We start from the raw sequence: 17016 nt of genomic DNA, 5'->3' as shown, positions 1-17016 counted from the left end.
CCGGGAGAGGCCGGAGCTTTGGTCAACGGCTGAGCTGGGTGCGGGTCCTGTGATGGTGATGACGGACTCCTCGACGTGCGGTGGTGTGCGTATTTCGTCGAGTATGGCCGATATGGGGATAGTGGTGAAGGTGAGGGTGGGGCCGCCTCACCGGGCTCCAGACGCAGCTCCAGGACTCGCCCGAGCCTCTGTGGAGTGCGCGCCACCCGATTCGGGTCCGCGTGAGCGCAGCGCGAGACCTATGAGGAGGGAGAACGCGACAACGGCGGTGAGCGTCCGGACGATGTTGAACAGCTCCCAGCGCTGCAGAAGTTCCACCGCGTCCGGCGAAGGGCCGTGAGCCGCCCACTGTTTGATCCTGCCGTTGATCGGGACGTTCCCGAAGCGGGTGACAAGGAAGGATGCGAGGGTGAGGGCGAACGCCGTCGCGGCCACGGCTCTGTGGCGGCCGCGCAGGAGGGCGGCGAGGGCGAGCGAACTCAGAGCAGACACGGTCATCGCGCCCTGCACCGTGATCCCGTTGACCTTCATCAGCTCGGTGTGGAAGTCGAACCGCATCTGCTGAGGCACGGCGTCGAAGGTGGGCACGAGGTTCGCGGCGCCGTACCCGAAGGCGCCGGCCAGCAGTCCCGTGGCGAGCAGCGCCATGCCGTGGACGAGCCGGATGCGCGTCGAGCGCGATGTGCTCATGGGGACTCTGCCTTGGTCTCCGGTGCGGGGACGCGGCGCGTGAGTTGGTGTGCACGGTGCATGCGTCCGTCCTCCGTGAAGTCCGCGAACAGGTGGACGTCGGTGGTGGACGGCCCGCCCTTGCGGGTGGAGGAGTGGATGGTGAGGCGCGCGGCCAGGTGTCGGCCGTCGGCGAATGCCTCGTGGACCTCGAAGCGCCAGTCCGTCACGTTCTTCGCGACCGGCCGCAAGTGATCGCGCAGGCGCTGGTGATCCAGCCGGATTCCGTCGCTGAACTGCACGATGTCCGGCGTGAAGTGGCGATCCATCACCTCGTCCGGCGCGTCGCCCCGGACGGTGGAGGAGGTGAGGGAGTCGAAGAAGGCGGCGATGAAGGTGGCGGGATCGGTCTCGGTGAGTGGCGGCATGGCTCTCCGCGGATTGTCGGTCCGGTCGCCGGCACATTGAGTCGGCGAGCCTCGGTTGGCTACGATCTCTTACACGTCTGTAAGATATCCCTGAGCCGTTAAATCTGACAAGGGTGTAAAAGATGGTTGCCTCCGAGGAACGTCGTCCGCGCCGCCGGGCCGACGCCGAGCGCAGCAGGACCCAGGTCCTCGACGCGGCCGCACGGCTGCTCCGGCAGCAACCCGACGCGGGGATGGCCGCCGTGGCGCAGGCCGCCGGGGTCACACGGCAGACGGTCTACGCGCACTTCTCCTCTCGCGAGGGTCTGGTCAGGGCCGCGATCGACCGGATGACGGCACAGTCCGTCACCGCGCTCGAAGCGGCGATGCTCGACGAGGGGACGGCCACGGCCGCGCTGCTGAGATTCCTCGACACGGCGTGGCGGTCCTTCGAGGACAACGCCCCGCTTCTCCAGGCCGCCACCCCGTCGCCGGAGTCCGGCGGAGGGATCGGGCGGGACGGTGCGCAGGACCGTGACCGCGAACTCCACGAACCCGTCACCGAACGCCTTGCCCGGCTCGTCGAACGCGGCCAGAACACGGGCGAGTTCGCCTCGGACCTCCCGCCGCACTGGCTAGTCTCCTCGATGGTCGCCCTCGGTCACGCCGCGGGCGACGAGGCGACCTCCGGCCGCATGACACACGCCGACGCCGAGGCCGCCCTCCGCCTGAGCGTCCTGCGCCTCTTCGGCGCCCAGCGCGAGGCGTAGGCGGGATCAGCCGCGGCGGTACCCGGCCCAGCGCCGGCCGCCGGCCGCCTCCAGGATCTCGCCCACCACGGCGCCGAAGCGGTCCGCGGCGTCGTCCGTGCCGGACATGGACGCCGCCGCGCCGGCCGTCAGCCGCTCGTGCAGGACCGGGTCCGCGTCCGCCAGTCGCCGCGAGAGCCACTTGCCGTTGCCGAGCCAGTGGCCGCCCGCGAGCAGCGCGAGTTCCGAGGCGCGGCCCAGCAGGTGCGCGACCAGGTAGGTGCGTTCCAGGGGGTCGGTGCAGCCTTCGAGGTCGTCGAGGGTGTCGGTCAGGGCGTAGCGCCTGTCCTCCAGTTCGTTCTCCGAGGGCGGTGGCGGGCCGGCCGCCCACCGCCGCCGGGCCTCCGCCCGCAGCGCCGCGCCGATCCCGTCCGCGTCGGACAGCAGCAGCCCCTCCGCGCACATGGCCAGGAGCGGGGAGCGCCGGACCGCGGTCTCCCGTTCGACGAAGCGGTGCCAGTCGGCCTCGGTCTGTACGAACAGTTCCACCGGCCAGCCCTCGTGGTGGAGGCTCTCGCGGTAGGGCGCCGGCGGGCCGGACAGCAGGACCACGATGTCGAGGTCGGAGCGCGGCGTGCGGCGTTCCGTCAGGACGCTGCCCGCGAGGAACGCGGCGCGGGCGTCCGGGAACCGGTCGCGTACCAGTCGCTCGGCGGCGCTCACATGATCCATGGGGGCAGTGTGCCGTCGCCGGTGGGTGCGGGGCATGCGCTTTTCCCGGCCCTCCCCGCGTCCGCCGTGCCGGTGCGCCCGAATGCGAGCCGTGTCCACAGGCGTGATCCTGGTGGGTAGGAGAGGCCTACGAGGAGGTAGCAATGTCCGCGTTCGACAAGCTCAAGCAGATGATCAAGGGGCACGAGTCCCAGGCCGGCAAGGGCATCGACATGGCGGGTGACGCCGTGGACAAGAAGACCGGCGGCAAGTACAGCTCCAAGGTCGACTCCGCCCAGGAGCAGGCCAGGAAGCACCTCGGCATGGACCAGGGCAAGGGGCAGGACGAGTCGCAGAAGTAACAGACGGCCGGGGACTGTCCCGGCACGGCCGGGGAAGGCCAGTGGTGCGGGAGGGGCGGCTCGACACCGCCCCTGCCTCAAGCGGACCGTGCCACGAGGAGGCCCACCGATGTACCGGATGACCGTCATCTACGACCACCCCGCCGACCCCGCGAAGTTCCTGGCCCACTACCGCGAGGTGCACGCGCCGCTGGCGTCGGAGATGCCGGGCCTGCGGTCCTTCCAGTGGAGCGTGTCCGAGATGCCCGACGGCTCGACGCCGCCGCACTTCCTGGTGGCGGCGCTCGACTGGGACTCCAAGGAGGACGCGCTCGCCGCCCTCGGCACACCGGCCGGCCGGGCGGGCGCCGAGGACATCTCCAACTTCGTCGCGCCGGGCGGGGTCAGCATGAGCTTCTCGGAGGTCGTCACCTTCCCGCTCTGACGCGCCGCCGGGTCAGTGCCCGGCGAGCAGCTTCACGGAGACCACGCCCAGGCCGATCGCGGCGTTCAGCGCCGATGTCACCACGGCGTGCAGGGCCCCGGCACCGGCCCGGCGGCCGCCGACGAATCCCCACAGCGCGAGCGTGAGGACTTCGCTGCCCGCGGCGATCCACAGCGCCGTGGTGAGGTCCACGGCCCCGAGCGCTGACACACCGATCAGCAGCAGCGGCCCGATGGCGCTGGTCAGCAGGGGGCTGCTGGTGAACAGCTCGTGCTTGATCTCGTGCAGGGTGGGCCGGCTGCCGTGCACGACGGGGTGGGCCTGCATGTCCGCCACCAGGGTCGCCAGCCACAGGCCGAGCGCGGTGGCCGCCACCGCCACCGTCGCCCCCTTGTGGCTGCTGTGCCCGCCCTGCGCCAGGCCCACCAGGACGGCGAGCAGGGTGAGGGAGGCGTAGATGCGCTCCTTCAGGCGCTCGCCGAGCACCGCGGCACGGTCGTACGGGGCGGCCTCCGGCGGGGTGCTTTCGCTCATGATCGAACCCTATAGCGGCAGGGCGGACGGGCCCTGCCGATGCGCCCTGGTGAACGGCCGGTTCAGCGCAGCGTCGCCACGAACTTGCCCAGCCGCTCCATTCCCTCACGGAGTTCGTCGGACGACGCCGCGTACGACAGGCGTACGTGGGTGTCCGCCGTGTGCGTGCCGAAGTCGCGGCCCGGGGTGAGCGCCACGTGGGCGTCCCGCAGGGCCCGCTCGCAGAACTCCCACGAGGTCAGGCCCGTGCCGGCGACGTCGAAGTAGACGTAGAAGGCGCCATCGGGCGGGACCGGGACCGGCAGCCCGATCCGGCGCAGCCCGGCGAGGACGAGCGCGCGCCGCTCCGTGAACTCGGTACGGCGCTCCTCGCAGACCGCCAGGGACGCCGGGGTGAAGCACTCCAGCGCGGCCAGCTGGGCGGGCGCCGAGGCGCACAGGAAGTAGTTCTGGGCGAGCCGCTCCATCGCGGCGACGAGCGGCTCCGGCGCGATGCACCAGCCGAGCCGCCACCCGGTCATGCCGAAGTACTTCGAGAAGCTGTTGATGACGACGGCGTCGGGGTCGACCGACAGCGCGCTGCGCGGCGGCCTGCCCTGCTCGTCGTGGTCGCCGAGGTCGAGGTAGATCTCGTCGACGAGCCGCCAGGCGCCGCGCTCGCGCGCGAACTGGCAGATCGCGTCGAGTTCGTCGAGCGGCACGGAGGTCCCGGTCGGGTTCGAGGGCGTGGCGACCATGACGCCCGACGTCCGGTCCGTCCAGTGCCCGCGCACCGATGCCGCATCCAGCTGGAAGCGGGTGGCCGCGTCCGTGGGGACGAGGGCGACATCGGCGCCGAAGCTCTCGACGATCTGCCGGTTGCACGGGTACGAGGGGTTCGCGATGAGCACCTCGTCGCCCTGGTCGACGAGGGCTGCGGTGGCCAGCACCAGCGCGGCGGAGGCGCCGGCGGTCACGACGACGCGGGCCGGGTCGACGTCGACGTCGTGCCGCTCCTTGTAGAAGCGGGCGATGGCTTCCCTGAGCGCGGGCAGCCCCAGGGCCGCCGTGTAGGCCAGCGGCCGGCCGTCCATGGCCTCGCGCATCGCCTCCCGGACCGCGGGCGGCGCCCCGGAGTCCGGCTCGCCGAGGTTGAGCTTCACGACGTGGTGGCCCTCGGCCTCCAGCGCCGCGGCCTGCTTGCCGAACTCCATGGCGTAGAACGGGGCGACGTTCCGCGCCCGTTGCGAGATCTTGACGGCGGGCGTGGACTCGGTCGTGTCGGGCATGGCGCGATCCTATTTCAGCGGGTCGGTGGCCGGTCCAGGTGCCTCCAGCAGCCGCGCGGCCGCGAATCGGGAGGCGGCGGACACCGGCCGGGAGAGGGCCTTTCGGCCCGGGCCGCAAGGGACCATGGGCTCCTGTGCGAGGTCTGGCGTCCCGCGGAAAATGGTGGTGAGCGCCGAGGAGGAACCATGCCGAAGCCCCCGCCGAATCGCGCCACCGTCTCCGCACTCGTCGAAGACGCGGCCGCCGCTCCCTCCATGCACAACGCCCAGCCGTGGCGGTTCCGGTACGACACCGCCACCGGGACGCTGCGGCTCACCGTCGACACGGACCGCGTCATGCCGGCGGCCGACCCCGACCTGCGGGCCGTCCACCTGGGGTGCGGCGCCGCACTGTTCAATCTGCGCGTGGCGGCCGCCCACGCGGGCTGGTTCCCACGGGTCCGCCTGGTGCCCGATCCCGCCGAGCCGACGCTGCTCGCGACCGTCGACTTCGCCGAGACCGGGCCGGTGGACAAGGGCCTGGAGGAGCTGAGTCCCGCGATCCGTCGACGGCACACGAGCCGTTGGCCCTTCGCGGCCAAGGACATCCCCGGATCGGCCCGCAGCGCGGTCGGCGACGCCGCCGACCGGGAGGGCGCCCGCCTGCGGTTCGCCGGTCAATGGCACGCGAACCTGCTGCGGGACCTCGTCCGCGACGCCGAGGGCCGCGACGGCTCCGACCCGGAGCGCCAGGGCGACGTGGAGCGCTGGACCCGGCGCGGGGACGAGGCGGACGTGAGCCACGACGGCGTTCCCGAGTACGCCTTCGGCCCGCGCGCACGGTCCGGCGGCGCGCCCATGAGGGACTTCGCCGGTCGGCACCCCGTCCGCGGCCCCGGGACGGCCGCCTTCGAGGACGAGCCGAACCTGGCCCTGCTCGGCACGGCCGGCGACGGGCCGGCGGAGTGGCTGCGCGCGGGACAGGCCATGGAACGGGTCCTCCTGGTCGCGACGGTGCACGGCCTGGCGGCCTCGGTCACCTCGCACGCCCTGGAGTGGCCGGATCTGCGGGATCTCGCCCGCGATCCGCTGTCCGACCTCGGACAGGTCCAGATGGTGCTCCGGCTCGGGTACGGCCCGATGGGGCCCGTGACACCGCGTCGTCCGCTGGGGGACATCCTCAGCATCGTGTAGGCGTGCGACTCCGGGGCCGGAGCGGTCCTGGCCCCGGCACGCCCGGACGGCAGGTCTGCCGCGACCTGGACAGGTCCCCGTTCGGCCCGCGCCGCGACCGCCTCACTCGTACATCACGTACGACGGCCGCGGGCGCAGGCCGAGTACTTGGTCGGGGGTCATCACGCGGGTGCCGCCCTCGGTGTCCTCGTCGAGGAACAGCTTGAATCCGGTGTGCAGCCGGTCGGGCATCCGGTCGACCAGGCGTTCCCAGGTATGCCGTTTGAGCTGAGGGCTGCCTATGCCGTCGGCGCTTTTGATGACGGCGACGCCCTCCGGGACGTCGAGCGCCCCTTCGTCGTGGACGACCGACTCGGCGACCTGGTGGTAGACGAACGGCTTCTCCGGGAGGTCGTGGTCCTTCACGAGCGAGGCGAGGTGGTCGGCGATGCGGGTGAGTTCGGGGCCGCTGGTGTGTCCGTAGGTGTCGCCGGGGATCTGGCCGGGACTCATCTCCCACTCGGGGTCGAGAGCGATGCCCACGTCCGGCCGGACGAGCCACTTGTCGAGTGCCTTCACCTCGTCGAGGGCGTCCGCGCGGCCGGGCTGGATGTTGAGGAGCAGCAGCGCCTTGTGGCGGCGCGCGGCCTCGTGGAAGGTGCGGATCGTCGCGTCGGGTGTGCGGGTGCGGTACGTGCCGTCGGGGCCCGGGCCGGGGTTGGCGACGGTGGCGAGCAGCTCCAGGACGGGCAGCACGCGACGTCCTTCGGCGTACGCGCGCCCGCGCCGTTCGAGCTCCGTGACGCGGTCGTCGAGGTCACCCGTGCCGAGCCGGCCGAGCGCCGTCGCGCCCGGCAGCCCGCAGTAGCCGACGAGCCGGTGCTCGGGGAACAACCGGCGCCCGCCGCGCGGCAGTTCGGGGCGCTTGCGGGTGGGGCGGGGCGAGGGTGAGCGGGAGGACTTCGCTCGGCCGCGCGCGGCCTTCTCGGTACGGGAGGGCCGGTCGTCGGCCCCGGATGTGCCGCAGCCGCCGATGAGCGCGGCGGCGGACGCGACTCCCGCGGCGATGAGTGCCCGTCGCCGCGAACCGCCCGCTCCGGGGTCCGTGTTGTCGTCGCGGCCGGCGCTGTGACCGACTGTCCGCATCTGGCCTCCCCACGAAGTGATCATCGTCCGTGGGGTGCCTTGCCGACGTGTGCGGGGTGAAACGTGCGCGGGGGAGGAGTGGGGTGCTGATCAGCCACCGGGTTCCGGGCGTGGTTACGCCGACGCCTCGCGCGGGCGCAGCGCGTCCACCACGAGGTCGAGCAGCGGGCGGACCCGGTCCCCGCGGTCGCCCGCCGTCGTCGACAGGAACACGCCGAGCAGCATGGTGATCACGTCGTCGGCGGGCACGTCGCCGCGCAGTGTTCCCGTGCGCGCCCCGGCGTCGAGGAAGGCGGCGACCGAGGCGGTCAGACGCTCCCGGGTGTTCGCGGTGACGCCGCGTCCGGAGGCCGGAGCGAGGGTGAGGCTGCCGGCCATCGCGCGCTTGGCCGTGACGAGGTCCGCGTACCGGTCCATCCAGGCCCGCAGCGCCTCGTGCGGCGGCAGCTCGCCGAGCAGCGGCTCGACGGCGGCGGTCACGGCGTCCAGCTCGGCGGAGTAGACGGCCTCGACGAGGGCCTCGCGGGTGGGGAAGTGCCGGTACAGGGTGCCGATGCCGACCCCCGCCTCGCGGGCGACCGCCTCCAGGGCCACCGTCGTGTCGTCCCGGGTGAAGGCGGTGCGGGCGGCGGTGAGGAGCCGCTCCCGGTTGCGGCGCGCGTCCGCGCGGGCGGGGCGGTCGGCCTTGCCCGCGCCGGGGTTCGGATGCTGGTCGGATGTGGACGCAGACAAAGCGGAGGCTCCTCCGGTTGTGCTACCTTCGGCGTAACGGAGGTTCCTCCGTTTCCTCTATCTTCGCACGAGGCGGGATTCCCATGACCTCTTCCGCGTCTTCTTCTGCTTCTTCCTCCTCCACCGTCACCGCGAACGGCACCCCGCGCCCCGGCGGCGCAGGACGGCTCCTCGGCCGGGACGTCTCGCGCGTCGGATTCGGCGCGATGCAGCTGGAGCGACTGGCCCCGGACCGCGCCGCGGCCGTCGCGCTGCTGCGCCGCGCCGTCGAGCTGGGCGTCGACCACATCGACACCGCCCAGTTCTACGGCGACGGCTTCTCCAACGCGATCATCCGTGAGGCGCTGCGCCCCGAGGACGAGGTCCTCGTCGTCAGCAAGGTCGGCGCCACCCCCGACTCGGGCGGCCCGCTGCCGCTGCGCCTCGCCCAGCGCCCCGAGGAACTGCGGGCCGGCGTCGAGGACAACCTCAAGAGCCTCGGTGTCGACCAGGTCCCGCTGGTCAATCTGCGCCGCGCCGAGACCGGCCCCGGGCTGCGGGCCGAGGGCGACCAGGTGGTCGACATCGACGACCAGCTCGCCGTCATGACCGCCCTGCGCGACGAGGGCAAGATCGGCGCCATCGGGCTCAGCAACGTCGGCCTCGACGAATTGCGCCGCGGCCTGCCCGCCGGGATCGCCTGCGTGCAGAACGCGTACAGCCTTGTGGCCCGCGACGACGAGGAGATGCTGGACATCTGCCTCGCCCAGGGCATCGCCTGGGTGCCCTACTTCCCGCTGGGCAGCGCCTTCCCCGGCATGCCCAAGGTCACCGACGAGCCCGCCGTCACCACGGCCGCCGAGGCGCTCGGCGCGACACCGGCCCAGGTCGGACTCGCCTGGCTGCTGCACCATGCCCCGAACGTCCTCCTGATCCCGGGCACCGCCGACGCCGACCACCTCGCGGCGAACGTCGCGGCGGGTGCGCTCGCCCTCGACGCGGCGACCCTGGCAAAGCTGGACGCCGTGCCGACGCGGGCGGGTGACATCCGGATCGAGGGGCACGAGTGAAGGAGGCGGTGCGGCGTCCCTGATCGCCGCCGCATGGACGGGATGCCTGCTGACGTCCCGCCGTGCGAAGGGGCGCCCGTCGGGTCAGTCTGGACAGTGGGGACACGCAGTCTGGACGGCAGTACCGACGAAGGAGCGCACACATGGCGGGCCACGTGCTGGTCGGGGCCGACGGGTCGGAGTCGAGCCTGGAGGCGGTCGCGGTCGCCGCGCACGAGGCGCGGCGGCGCGGGCTCGGCGTGCGCATCCTGAACGCGTTCACCTGGCCGATGATGAAGGTCCGGCACGGTTCGGGGTCCGCGGACACCGCCGAGCCGGCCCTGCGCCGCCGGGCGGAGGAGATCGTGGCCGAGGCGGTCGAGCGGGTCAGGGCCGAGGAGCCGGGCCTCGCCCCCGTCGAGGGCGAGGTCGTCACGGGCGAGGCGCTCACCGTCCTGGCCAACCGTTCCCGGGACGCCGCCCTGGTCGTCGTCGGCAGCCGCGGCCTGGGCGCCTTCTCCGGCCTGCTGATCGGCTCCGTCGCCGTGCACCTCGCCGCGCACGCGGACTGCCCCGTCCTCGTCGTACGCGGCCGGGCGCGGCCGGAGGGTCCCGTGGCGGTCGCCGTCGACGGCTCGGACGCCGCGAAGACGGCGGTCGAGGAGGCCTTCGACGACGCCGCGCGCCGCGGGAGCGGACTGCTGGCCGTGCACGTGTGGAACACCTGGAGCGGCACGGGGCCCGCAGGCCCCGGCGGGCCGGCCCCGCTCTGGTTCGACACCGACAAGCTGCGCGAGGACAGCGAGGCGGCCCTGTCCGGGGCGCTGGCCGCCGGCCGGAGCCGCCACCCCGACGTCGAGGTCGAGGCGCGCTCGGTGCACGGCCGGGTGCGCCCGAGCCTGATCGAGACCTCGCAGGAGGCGAGCCTCCTCGTGGTCGGCGCGCGCGGCCGGGGCGGCTTCCAGGGGCTGCTGCTCGGCTCGGTCAGCCAGGCGCTGCTGCACCACGCGGACTGCCCGGTCCTCGTCACACGCCGCTGACGCGCCATCGGGGCCGGCGGTGGCCCCCACCATGAACACCCTTGCCGTCCCCCGGAATTGATCACGGGTCTGGACAGCCCGGCACCCACCCTCGTAGCTTAACGATTGTTCAATGCGGGGTGGGTGAGGCCGAGCCGTGCCGGGCGGAGCGGTCGTCGGTCGCTCCGTCGCAGCGTACGCAGTCCGCGACCCACTCCGGGAGCCACGCCATGACCGACGCCGTGCTCAGCGAATTCCGCGCCGACGGGATCACCGTCATCACGCTCAACCGCCCCGAGGCCCGCAACGCGGTCAACCGGGTCGTCGCCGAAGGCGTGGCCGCCGCGCTCGACGAACTCGACCGCAGGGACGACCAGGTGGTCGGCGTCATCACCGGCGCGGGCGGCAGCTTCTGCTCCGGGATGGACCTCAAGGCGTTCCTCAAGGGCGAGACCCCGACCGTCGAGGGGCGCGGCCTCGCCGGGATCACCGAGGCGCCGCCGCGCAAGCCGGTCATCGCCGCCGTCGAGGGGTACGCCCTGGCCGGTGGCTGCGAGATCGCGCTCGCCTGCGACATGGTCGTGGCGGCCCGCGACGCCAAGTTCGGGATACCCGAGGTCAAGCGGGGGCTCGTCGCCGCGGCGGGCGGGCTGCTGCGGCTGCCGCGGCGCATCCCGTACTCCGTCGCCCTGGAGATCGCCCTGACCGGCGACTTCCTCGACGCCGAACGCGCCCACACCTACGGCCTCGTCAACCGGGTCACCGACCCCGGCGGCGCCCTCGACGGCGCGCTCGCGCTCGCCCGCGCCATCGCCGCCAACGGGCCGCTCGCCGTCCGCGCCACCAAGGAGATCATCGCCAACGCGCCGAACTGGACCGCCGACGAGGAGTGGCAGCGCATGCGGGAGCTCGCGGGCCCGGTGATGCAGTCCGACGACGCGCGCGAAGGCGCCCGCGCCTTCGCCGAGAAGCGTGCCCCGCGCTGGACCGGCCGGTGAGCGCCGGACCGCTCGCCGGGATCCGGGTCGTCGAGCTGGGCGGCATCGGCCCCGCACCGTTCTGCGGGATGCTGCTCGCCGATCTCGGAGCCGAGGTCATTCGCGTCGACCGCCCCGCCGAAGCGGGCAAGGACAGCCCTCACCCCGTCATCCTGCGCGGGCGCAGCTCGGTCGCCGTGAACCTCAAGGACGCCGAAGGCGCAGCCGTCGTACGGGAGTTGATCGCCCGCTCGGACGCCGTCATCGAAGGGTTCAGGCCCGGCGTCGCGGAACGGCTCGGCCTCGGCCCCGACGTCCTGCTCGCAGCGAACCCGAAGCTCGTGTACGGGCGGATGACCGGCTGGGGCCAGGACGGGCCGCTCGCCCAGGAGCCGGGCCACGACATCAACTACATCGCCGTGACCGGGGCGTTGCACGCCATGGGCCCCGCAGGCGGGGATCCCGTGCCGCCGCTCAACCTGGTGGGCGACTTCGGCGGGGGCGGCATGCTGCTCGCGCTCGGCCTCGTCAGCGCCCTGCTGCACGCCCGCACCAGCGGCGAGGGACAGGTCGTCGACGCCGCCATGACGGACGGCACCGCGCTGCTGCTCGCCATGACCTACGGGTTCCTGGCCAAGGGCGGCTGGGAGGACCGGCGCGGCGTCAACATGCTCGATGGCGGCGCCCCGTTCTACGCCGTGTACCGCTGCGCCGACGACCGGCACGTCGCCGTCGGCGCCATCGAGCCGCAGTTCTACGCGGCGCTGCTGCGCGTCCTCGGCCTCGAAGGCGACGAGCGCTTCGCGCGCCAGCACGACCGCGCCAACTGGGCCGTGATGAAGGGCGAGTTGACGCGCCTGTTCGCCACCCGCACCCGCGACGAGTGGGCCCGCGCCTTCGACGGGCAGGGCGCCTGCGTCTCCCCGGTCCTGTCGCTGAACGAAGCGCCCGAGCATCCGCACAACAGCGCCCGCTCGACCTACCGGCGCGGCCCGCACGGCGGCCCCGAGCCCTCGCCAGCGCCGCGCTTCACCACCACCCCGACCGGCGAGCCCGCCCCCGCCCCGCGCGTCGGCGCCGACACCACCGAGGTCCTCGCCACGCTGGCCGGGCTCGCCCCCGACGACATCGACACACTCCGCGAGAAGGGAATCGTCGGTTGACGACGTGCTACGTGCCCCCGGGCATGCCCCAGAGTCTCGACTACCCCGACGCCGCCGTGGGCGACATGCTCGCCGGAACCGCCCACCGCCACCCCGACCGCACCGCCCTGCGCGACGGCGAACTCGCCTTCACCTACCGTGAGTTGTACGACACCGCGCTGCGGATCGCCGCCGGACTGCGCGCACGGGGTGTCGGCAAGGGCGACGCGGTCGCGCTGCACCAGCCCAACTCGGCCTGGTTCACGGTCTCATACTACGCCGTCCTGCTGGCCGGGGCGGTCGTCGTGCCCCTCAACCCGGCCCTGCCGCCCGCGGCGCTGCGCGAGCAGCTCGACGAGGCGCGCGCCGTCGCCGCGCTCACCCACCCGGCCACCGCGCCCGCGCTCGCCAAGGCCGCCGCACCGGGCGTCCGCCTGACCGTCCTCGTCCCGTCCACGGCCACCGCGCCGGCCCCCGACGGCGACGCCGCACCCGGCGGCGTATCGCTTGAGGAACTGCTGGTCACCGAACCGGGGGAGCGGGCAGACGTCGGCGGCGCCGATCTGGCACACCTCGCCTTCACCGGAGGCACCACAGGCCGCTCCAAGGCGGTCCGCGTCCTGCACTGCAATGTCCTGGCCAACGCCCTGCAGATGGCCTGCTGGCGCGGCGCTGCCGTACCCGTCACCGACGCCGAAGGCCGAGTGGCGCTGGAGTCCGTGCCCGCGGCCCGTACCGCGCACACCATGGACCTGGGCGCGTCCACCGCCGTGGCGCTCGCCCCGCTCTTCCACGCCATGGGCCTGGTCGGCCAGTCCGTCGGCGTGGCGGTGGCCAGCACGGTCGTGATGGCGGGCCGCTTCGAACCCCGCCGCTTCGTGCGGCTCATCGAGGAGCACGGCGTCACCTCCGTGCCCGGCTCGCCTGCCCTCTTCCACGCGCTGCTCGCGCTGCCCGGCGTCGACGACCTCGACCTGTCTTCCGTGCGCAGCGTCAACTCCGGTGCCGCGCCCGTCGACACGGACACCATGCGGCGCCTCGGCGCGCTCTTCCCGAACGCCACGATCGTCGAGGGGTACGGGCTCACGGAGGCCACCATGGCGCTGGCCGCGCACCCGCTGGTGGACGACAATCCCGTGCCGGAGGGCAGAGTGGGCGCCCCCGTCTTCGACACCGAGGTCGAGATCAGGGACCTCGGCTGCGGCCCGGCCCTGCCCGTCGGCGCGACCGGCGAAGTGTGGGCGCGCGGCCCGCAGATCACCGACGGCTACCAGGGGCACCCCGACCTGACGGCCGAGCAGTTCCAGGACGGCTGGCTGCGCACGGGCGATCTGGGGCGCGTCGACGAGGACGGCTGGCTGTACCTCGTCGGCCGGGCCAAGGACATGCTGATCTACAAGGGGTACAACGTCTATCCGACACCCCTTGAGGACCTGCTGCACCGGCACCCCGCCGTCGCGGGCGCCAGCGTCATCGGCGCGCCGAGGGCCGAGGTCGGCGAGATCCCCGTCGCGTACGTGGTCCCGCGCGCCGGGCATCAGGCGGGCCCCGAACTCGCCGAGAAACTCATGGCGTTCGTGGCCGAGCACGTCGCCCCGTACCAGCGGCTGCGCGAGATCCACTTCCTGGAGGCCCTCCCGGTCTCGGCCGCCGGGAAGATCCTCAAGACGGACCTGCGGCAGCGGTACGCGACCACCGACGGAACGGGAGTGACGCACACGTGAGCGGCGGCATGGTCGAAGAGGCGAAGGCCCGGCACGCCTACCGGGAGACGGGCGACGCACCCCGGGCCCCTCTCGGCGAACTCGGTCAGGGACGACACATCCGGGTCGAGGCGGCCGACGACGGTGTCTTCCACGGGTACTGCCACTCCGGCCGCGCGGCAGCCCGCAGCTACGGCGGCGCCGTCCTCGCCCAGGCCCTCGACGCCGCACACCGCACCGTGGACGACGACCGGGTCGTGCACTCACTGCACGCCTACTTCCTGCGCGCCCTGTCGCCGGAACGGCCCGTGCGCTACGAGCCCGAGGTCGTACGCGACGGCCGCAGCTACTCGATGCGACAGGTCACCGCGTTCCAGGACGGCAAGGAGTCGCTCACCATGAGCGTCTCGTTCAAGCAGCCGCAGAACGGCGGGAGTTGGCGCCAGCCCGGCATGCCCGACGTGCCCGGACCGGAAGGTCTTGGCAACGGCTGGGCGCACCGGCCGCAGGACCATCCGCTGAGCACCTCCGTCGAGTACCGCGAGGTGCCCCTCGAGCGGGACCCGGACGCCGGACGCATCGACCGCTACGCCTGGATGCGCACCACCGGCGCCCTGCCCGACGAGCCGGGCCTGCACGCCGGCGTACTCGCCTACATCTGCGACGCCCCGCTGGCCCCCACCGCCCTGGTGGCCTACGGAGAGCCGCGACCGCGCGGGATCTCGCTCGCCTCCCTCGACCACGCCATGTGGTTCCACCGGCCGGTCCGCGCCGACGCATGGCTGCTGTTCGCGTGCCACAGCGTCGTGGCGGGCGACGGGCGGACCCTGGCGCACGGCGAATTCTGGACCAGGGAAGGGGAGTTGGTCGCCTCCGTCACCCAAGAGGCGCTGCTCCACGTGCCCGCACCCCGGTGACCCGCGCAAGGGTTGTCAGGGCGCGGCACGCCGACGTAACTTAACGATCGTTCTACACAGGCAGAAGGGGCCGCTGTGCGCCGTACGCTGTTCAACGAGGACCATGAGGCGTTCCGCTCGATGCTGCGGGACTTCATCGCCAAGGAAGTCACCCCCGTCCACCAGGAGTGGGAGGAACAGGGGCATCCGCCGCGCGACTTCTACCGCAGGCTCGGTGAGCTGGGGGTGCTCGGCATCCAGGTGCCCGAGGAGTTCGGCGGCGCGGGCGAGGCCAGCCTCAAATTCGCGGCGGTGGCCGTCGAGGAGACGACACGCGCCGGCGTCACCTTCGGCAACTACTCCGTGCACTCGAACCTGATCCTGCCGTACCTCATGACGTACGCGACGCAGGAGCAGAAGGAGCGCTGGCTGCCCGGCTTCGTCTCCGGCGACCTCATGACGGCGATCGCCATGACCGAACCCGGCACCGGCTCCGACCTCGCCAACATCCAGACGAAGGCCGAACTGTCCGCCGACGGCAGCCACTACGTCCTCAACGGCGCCAAGACGTTCATCACCGGCGGGGCCCTTGCCGACCTGGTCCTCGTCGTCGCCCGCACCGCGCCCTACGATCCGGAGGACCGCCGCGGCGGACTCTCCATCCTCGTCGTGGAGTCCGCCAGCGAGGGCTTCTCCGTCGGCCGCAAGCTCCAGAAGATCGGGCTCAAGGCCTCCGACACCGCCGAACTCGCCTTCGTGGACGTCAAGGTGCCGGCCGGGAACCTCCTCGGCGAGGAGGGCAAGGGCTTCTCCTACCTGTCCCACAACCTCGCCCAGGAACGCCTCATGATCGCCCTCGGCGGCTCGGGCACCGCCGCGGCGGCGCTGCGCTTCGCCACCGACTACGTGAAGGAGCGCACGGTCTTCGGCAAGCCCGTCGCGCACTTCCAGAACACCAAGTTCGTGCTCGCCGAGTGCGCCACCGAGGTCGAGGCCGCCCAGCTGATGGCCGACCGCGCCCTCGAACTGCACGACGAGGGCGAACTCTCCGTCGCCGACGCCGCGAAAGCCAAGCTGTTCTGCACCGAGGTCGCGGGCCGCGTCATCGACAAGTGCCTTCAGCTGCACGGCGGTTACGGATACGTCACCGAATACCCCATCGCCCGCCTGTACGCCGACACCCGCGTCTCGCGGATCTACGGCGGCACCAACGAAGTGATGAAGACCATCATCGCCAAGTCGCTCGGCCTCTGACCCTCTTCCCCCCTGCCACTCCCGGCCCCAAGAAGGGACCTGCCATGCAGCTCGACGCCCAGTCCTCCGCCCTCATCACTGGCGGCGCCTCCGGCCTCGGCCGCGCCACCGCCGAACGCCTCGCCGCCACGGGCGCCAAGGTCGTCATCTTCGACCTGCCCACCTCCGACGGCGAGAACGTGGCCAAGGAACTCGGCGCCACCTTCGTCGCCGGCGACGTCACCAGCGAGACCGACGCCACCGCCGCCGTCGAGGCCGCCGTCGCGCTCGCCCCGCTGCGCGTCGCCGTGAACTGCGCGGGCATCGGCTCCGCCGGGCGCACCGTCGGCAAGGAGGGCCCTTACGTCCTCGACACCTTCCGCAAGGTCGTCGAGATCAACCTCATCGGCACCTTCAACGTCATCCGCCTCGCCGCCCAGGCCATGACCGGCAACGAACCGGTCGACGGCGAGCGCGGCGTCATCGTCAACACCGCCTCCGTGGCCGCCTTCGACGGGCAGATCGGCCAGTGCGCGTACTCGGCGTCCAAGGGCGGCATCGTCGGCATGACCCTGCCGATCGCCCGCGACCTCGCCCGCATGAACATCCGCGTGATGACCATCGCGCCCGGCCTGTTCGAGACCCCGCTGCTCGGCCGCCTCCCGCAGGAGGCCAAGGACTCGCTCGGCGCCCAGGTCCCGCACCCGGCCCGCCTCGGACAACCCGCCGAGTACGCGCACATGGTCGACTCCATCGTCACCAACCCGATGCTCAACGGCGAGACCATCCGCCTCGACGGCGCGATCCGCATGGCCCCGAAGTAGACCGCGCGCGACACCAACCCCCGTATCCTACAGAGGAGTT

19 protein-coding genes are annotated in these 17016 nt (G+C 72.7%); 12 read left to right on the top strand and 7 right to left on the bottom strand.

Annotated features, from left to right (window positions below; all coding sequences use genetic code 11):
- Positions 1-147 precede the first annotated feature (147 nt).
- Positions 148-690, bottom strand: coding sequence for an anthrone oxygenase family protein (locus ACFV9W_RS04205; protein ID WP_385755409.1), 543 nt, complete (start codon positions 688-690; stop codon positions 148-150).
- Positions 687-1097: a nuclear transport factor 2 family protein gene (locus ACFV9W_RS04200; RefSeq protein ID WP_385755407.1), complete on the bottom strand. Its 411-nt coding sequence runs from the start codon at positions 1095-1097 to the stop codon at positions 687-689. The genes ACFV9W_RS04205 and ACFV9W_RS04200 overlap by 4 nt, the downstream gene beginning before the upstream one ends.
- Before the next feature lie 122 nt (positions 1098-1219).
- Between ACFV9W_RS04200 and ACFV9W_RS04195 the strand changes: the two genes are divergently transcribed.
- Positions 1220-1846: a TetR/AcrR family transcriptional regulator gene (locus tag ACFV9W_RS04195; RefSeq protein WP_385755406.1), complete on the top strand. Its 627-nt coding sequence runs from the start codon at positions 1220-1222 to the stop codon at positions 1844-1846.
- A 6-nt stretch (positions 1847-1852) separates the two neighbouring features.
- On the opposite strand, the gene ACFV9W_RS04190 is transcribed toward ACFV9W_RS04195, so the two are convergent.
- Complete coding sequence (locus tag ACFV9W_RS04190; RefSeq protein ID WP_385755404.1) at positions 1853-2557, bottom strand: nucleotidyltransferase domain-containing protein; 705 nt, start codon at positions 2555-2557, stop codon at positions 1853-1855.
- Between the two features lie 143 nt (positions 2558-2700).
- On the opposite strand from ACFV9W_RS04190, the gene ACFV9W_RS04185 reads away from it, so the two are divergent.
- Entirely contained in the window at positions 2701-2898 is a 198-nt protein-coding gene (locus ACFV9W_RS04185; RefSeq protein WP_385755402.1) for an antitoxin, read from the top strand.
- Between the two features lie 109 nt (positions 2899-3007).
- On the top strand, positions 3008-3322 hold the full coding sequence (locus ACFV9W_RS04180) for an EthD family reductase (RefSeq protein WP_385755400.1): 315 nt from the start codon (positions 3008-3010) through the stop codon (positions 3320-3322).
- 12 nt (positions 3323-3334) lie between these two features.
- Here the strand turns inward: ACFV9W_RS04180 and ACFV9W_RS04175 are convergent, their stop codons facing one another.
- Both ACFV9W_RS04175 and ACFV9W_RS04170 read right to left on the bottom strand, forming a co-directional pair.
- Entirely contained in the window at positions 3335-3856 is a 522-nt protein-coding gene (locus ACFV9W_RS04175; protein WP_385755398.1) for a hypothetical protein, read from the bottom strand.
- Positions 3857-3918: 62 nt separating this feature from the next.
- Positions 3919-5124 carry a pyridoxal phosphate-dependent aminotransferase gene (locus ACFV9W_RS04170; protein WP_385755396.1) on the bottom strand — a complete coding sequence of 402 codons (1206 nt, stop codon included), beginning with the start codon at positions 5122-5124 and terminating at the stop codon, positions 3919-3921.
- Positions 5125-5310: 186 nt separating this feature from the next.
- Between ACFV9W_RS04170 and ACFV9W_RS04165 the strand changes: the two genes are divergently transcribed.
- Positions 5311-6297, top strand: a complete 987-nt coding sequence (locus tag ACFV9W_RS04165; protein WP_385755394.1) for an Acg family FMN-binding oxidoreductase — start codon at positions 5311-5313, stop codon at positions 6295-6297.
- Positions 6298-6399: 102 nt separating this feature from the next.
- On the opposite strand, the gene ACFV9W_RS04160 is transcribed toward ACFV9W_RS04165, so the two are convergent.
- The gene (locus ACFV9W_RS04160) at positions 6400-7422 is read right to left on the bottom strand and encodes a hypothetical protein (protein WP_385755392.1); all 1023 of its coding nucleotides are present in this window, start codon (positions 7420-7422) and stop codon (positions 6400-6402) included.
- Positions 7423-7536: 114 nt separating this feature from the next.
- A complete protein-coding gene (locus tag ACFV9W_RS04155) occupies positions 7537-8154 on the bottom strand; it encodes a TetR/AcrR family transcriptional regulator (RefSeq protein WP_385755390.1) in 618 nt (205 codons plus the stop codon).
- 83 nt (positions 8155-8237) lie between these two features.
- On the opposite strand from ACFV9W_RS04155, the gene ACFV9W_RS04150 reads away from it, so the two are divergent.
- The 8 genes from ACFV9W_RS04150 to ACFV9W_RS04115 all read left to right on the top strand — a co-directional run bounded on the left by ACFV9W_RS04150 (position 8238) and on the right by ACFV9W_RS04115 (position 16976).
- Positions 8238-9203, top strand: a complete 966-nt coding sequence (locus tag ACFV9W_RS04150; RefSeq protein ID WP_385755388.1) for an aldo/keto reductase — start codon at positions 8238-8240, stop codon at positions 9201-9203.
- A gap of 143 nt (positions 9204-9346) precedes the next feature.
- Entirely contained in the window at positions 9347-10222 is an 876-nt protein-coding gene (locus ACFV9W_RS04145) for a universal stress protein (RefSeq protein WP_385755386.1), read from the top strand.
- A gap of 209 nt (positions 10223-10431) precedes the next feature.
- Positions 10432-11199, top strand: coding sequence for a crotonase/enoyl-CoA hydratase family protein (locus ACFV9W_RS04140; RefSeq protein ID WP_385755384.1), 768 nt, complete (start codon positions 10432-10434; stop codon positions 11197-11199).
- Positions 11196-12341, top strand: coding sequence for a CaiB/BaiF CoA transferase family protein (locus tag ACFV9W_RS04135; RefSeq protein WP_385755382.1), 1146 nt, complete (start codon positions 11196-11198; stop codon positions 12339-12341). The genes ACFV9W_RS04140 and ACFV9W_RS04135 overlap by 4 nt, the downstream gene beginning before the upstream one ends.
- Before the next feature lie 23 nt (positions 12342-12364).
- On the top strand, positions 12365-14044 hold the full coding sequence (locus tag ACFV9W_RS04130) for a class I adenylate-forming enzyme family protein (protein ID WP_385755380.1): 1680 nt from the start codon (positions 12365-12367) through the stop codon (positions 14042-14044).
- Positions 14041-14940: an acyl-CoA thioesterase gene (locus tag ACFV9W_RS04125; protein ID WP_385755378.1), complete on the top strand. Its 900-nt coding sequence runs from the start codon at positions 14041-14043 to the stop codon at positions 14938-14940. The genes ACFV9W_RS04130 and ACFV9W_RS04125 overlap by 4 nt, the downstream gene beginning before the upstream one ends.
- A gap of 75 nt (positions 14941-15015) precedes the next feature.
- Positions 15016-16173: an acyl-CoA dehydrogenase family protein gene (locus ACFV9W_RS04120; RefSeq protein WP_385755376.1), complete on the top strand. Its 1158-nt coding sequence runs from the start codon at positions 15016-15018 to the stop codon at positions 16171-16173.
- 44 nt (positions 16174-16217) lie between these two features.
- Positions 16218-16976 (top strand): 3-hydroxyacyl-CoA dehydrogenase, encoded by a 759-nt coding sequence (locus tag ACFV9W_RS04115; RefSeq protein WP_385755375.1) that lies wholly within the window; start codon positions 16218-16220, stop codon positions 16974-16976.
- Positions 16977-17016 lie beyond the last annotated feature (40 nt).

Origin of the sequence: Streptomyces sp. NPDC059897 (assembly GCF_042730865.1) — a bacterium.
Taxonomy (GTDB): Bacteria; Actinomycetota; Actinomycetes; order Streptomycetales; family Streptomycetaceae; genus Streptomyces.
Note: the sequence above shows the minus strand (reverse complement) of the source record. Positions and strands in the feature narration are given on the sequence as shown.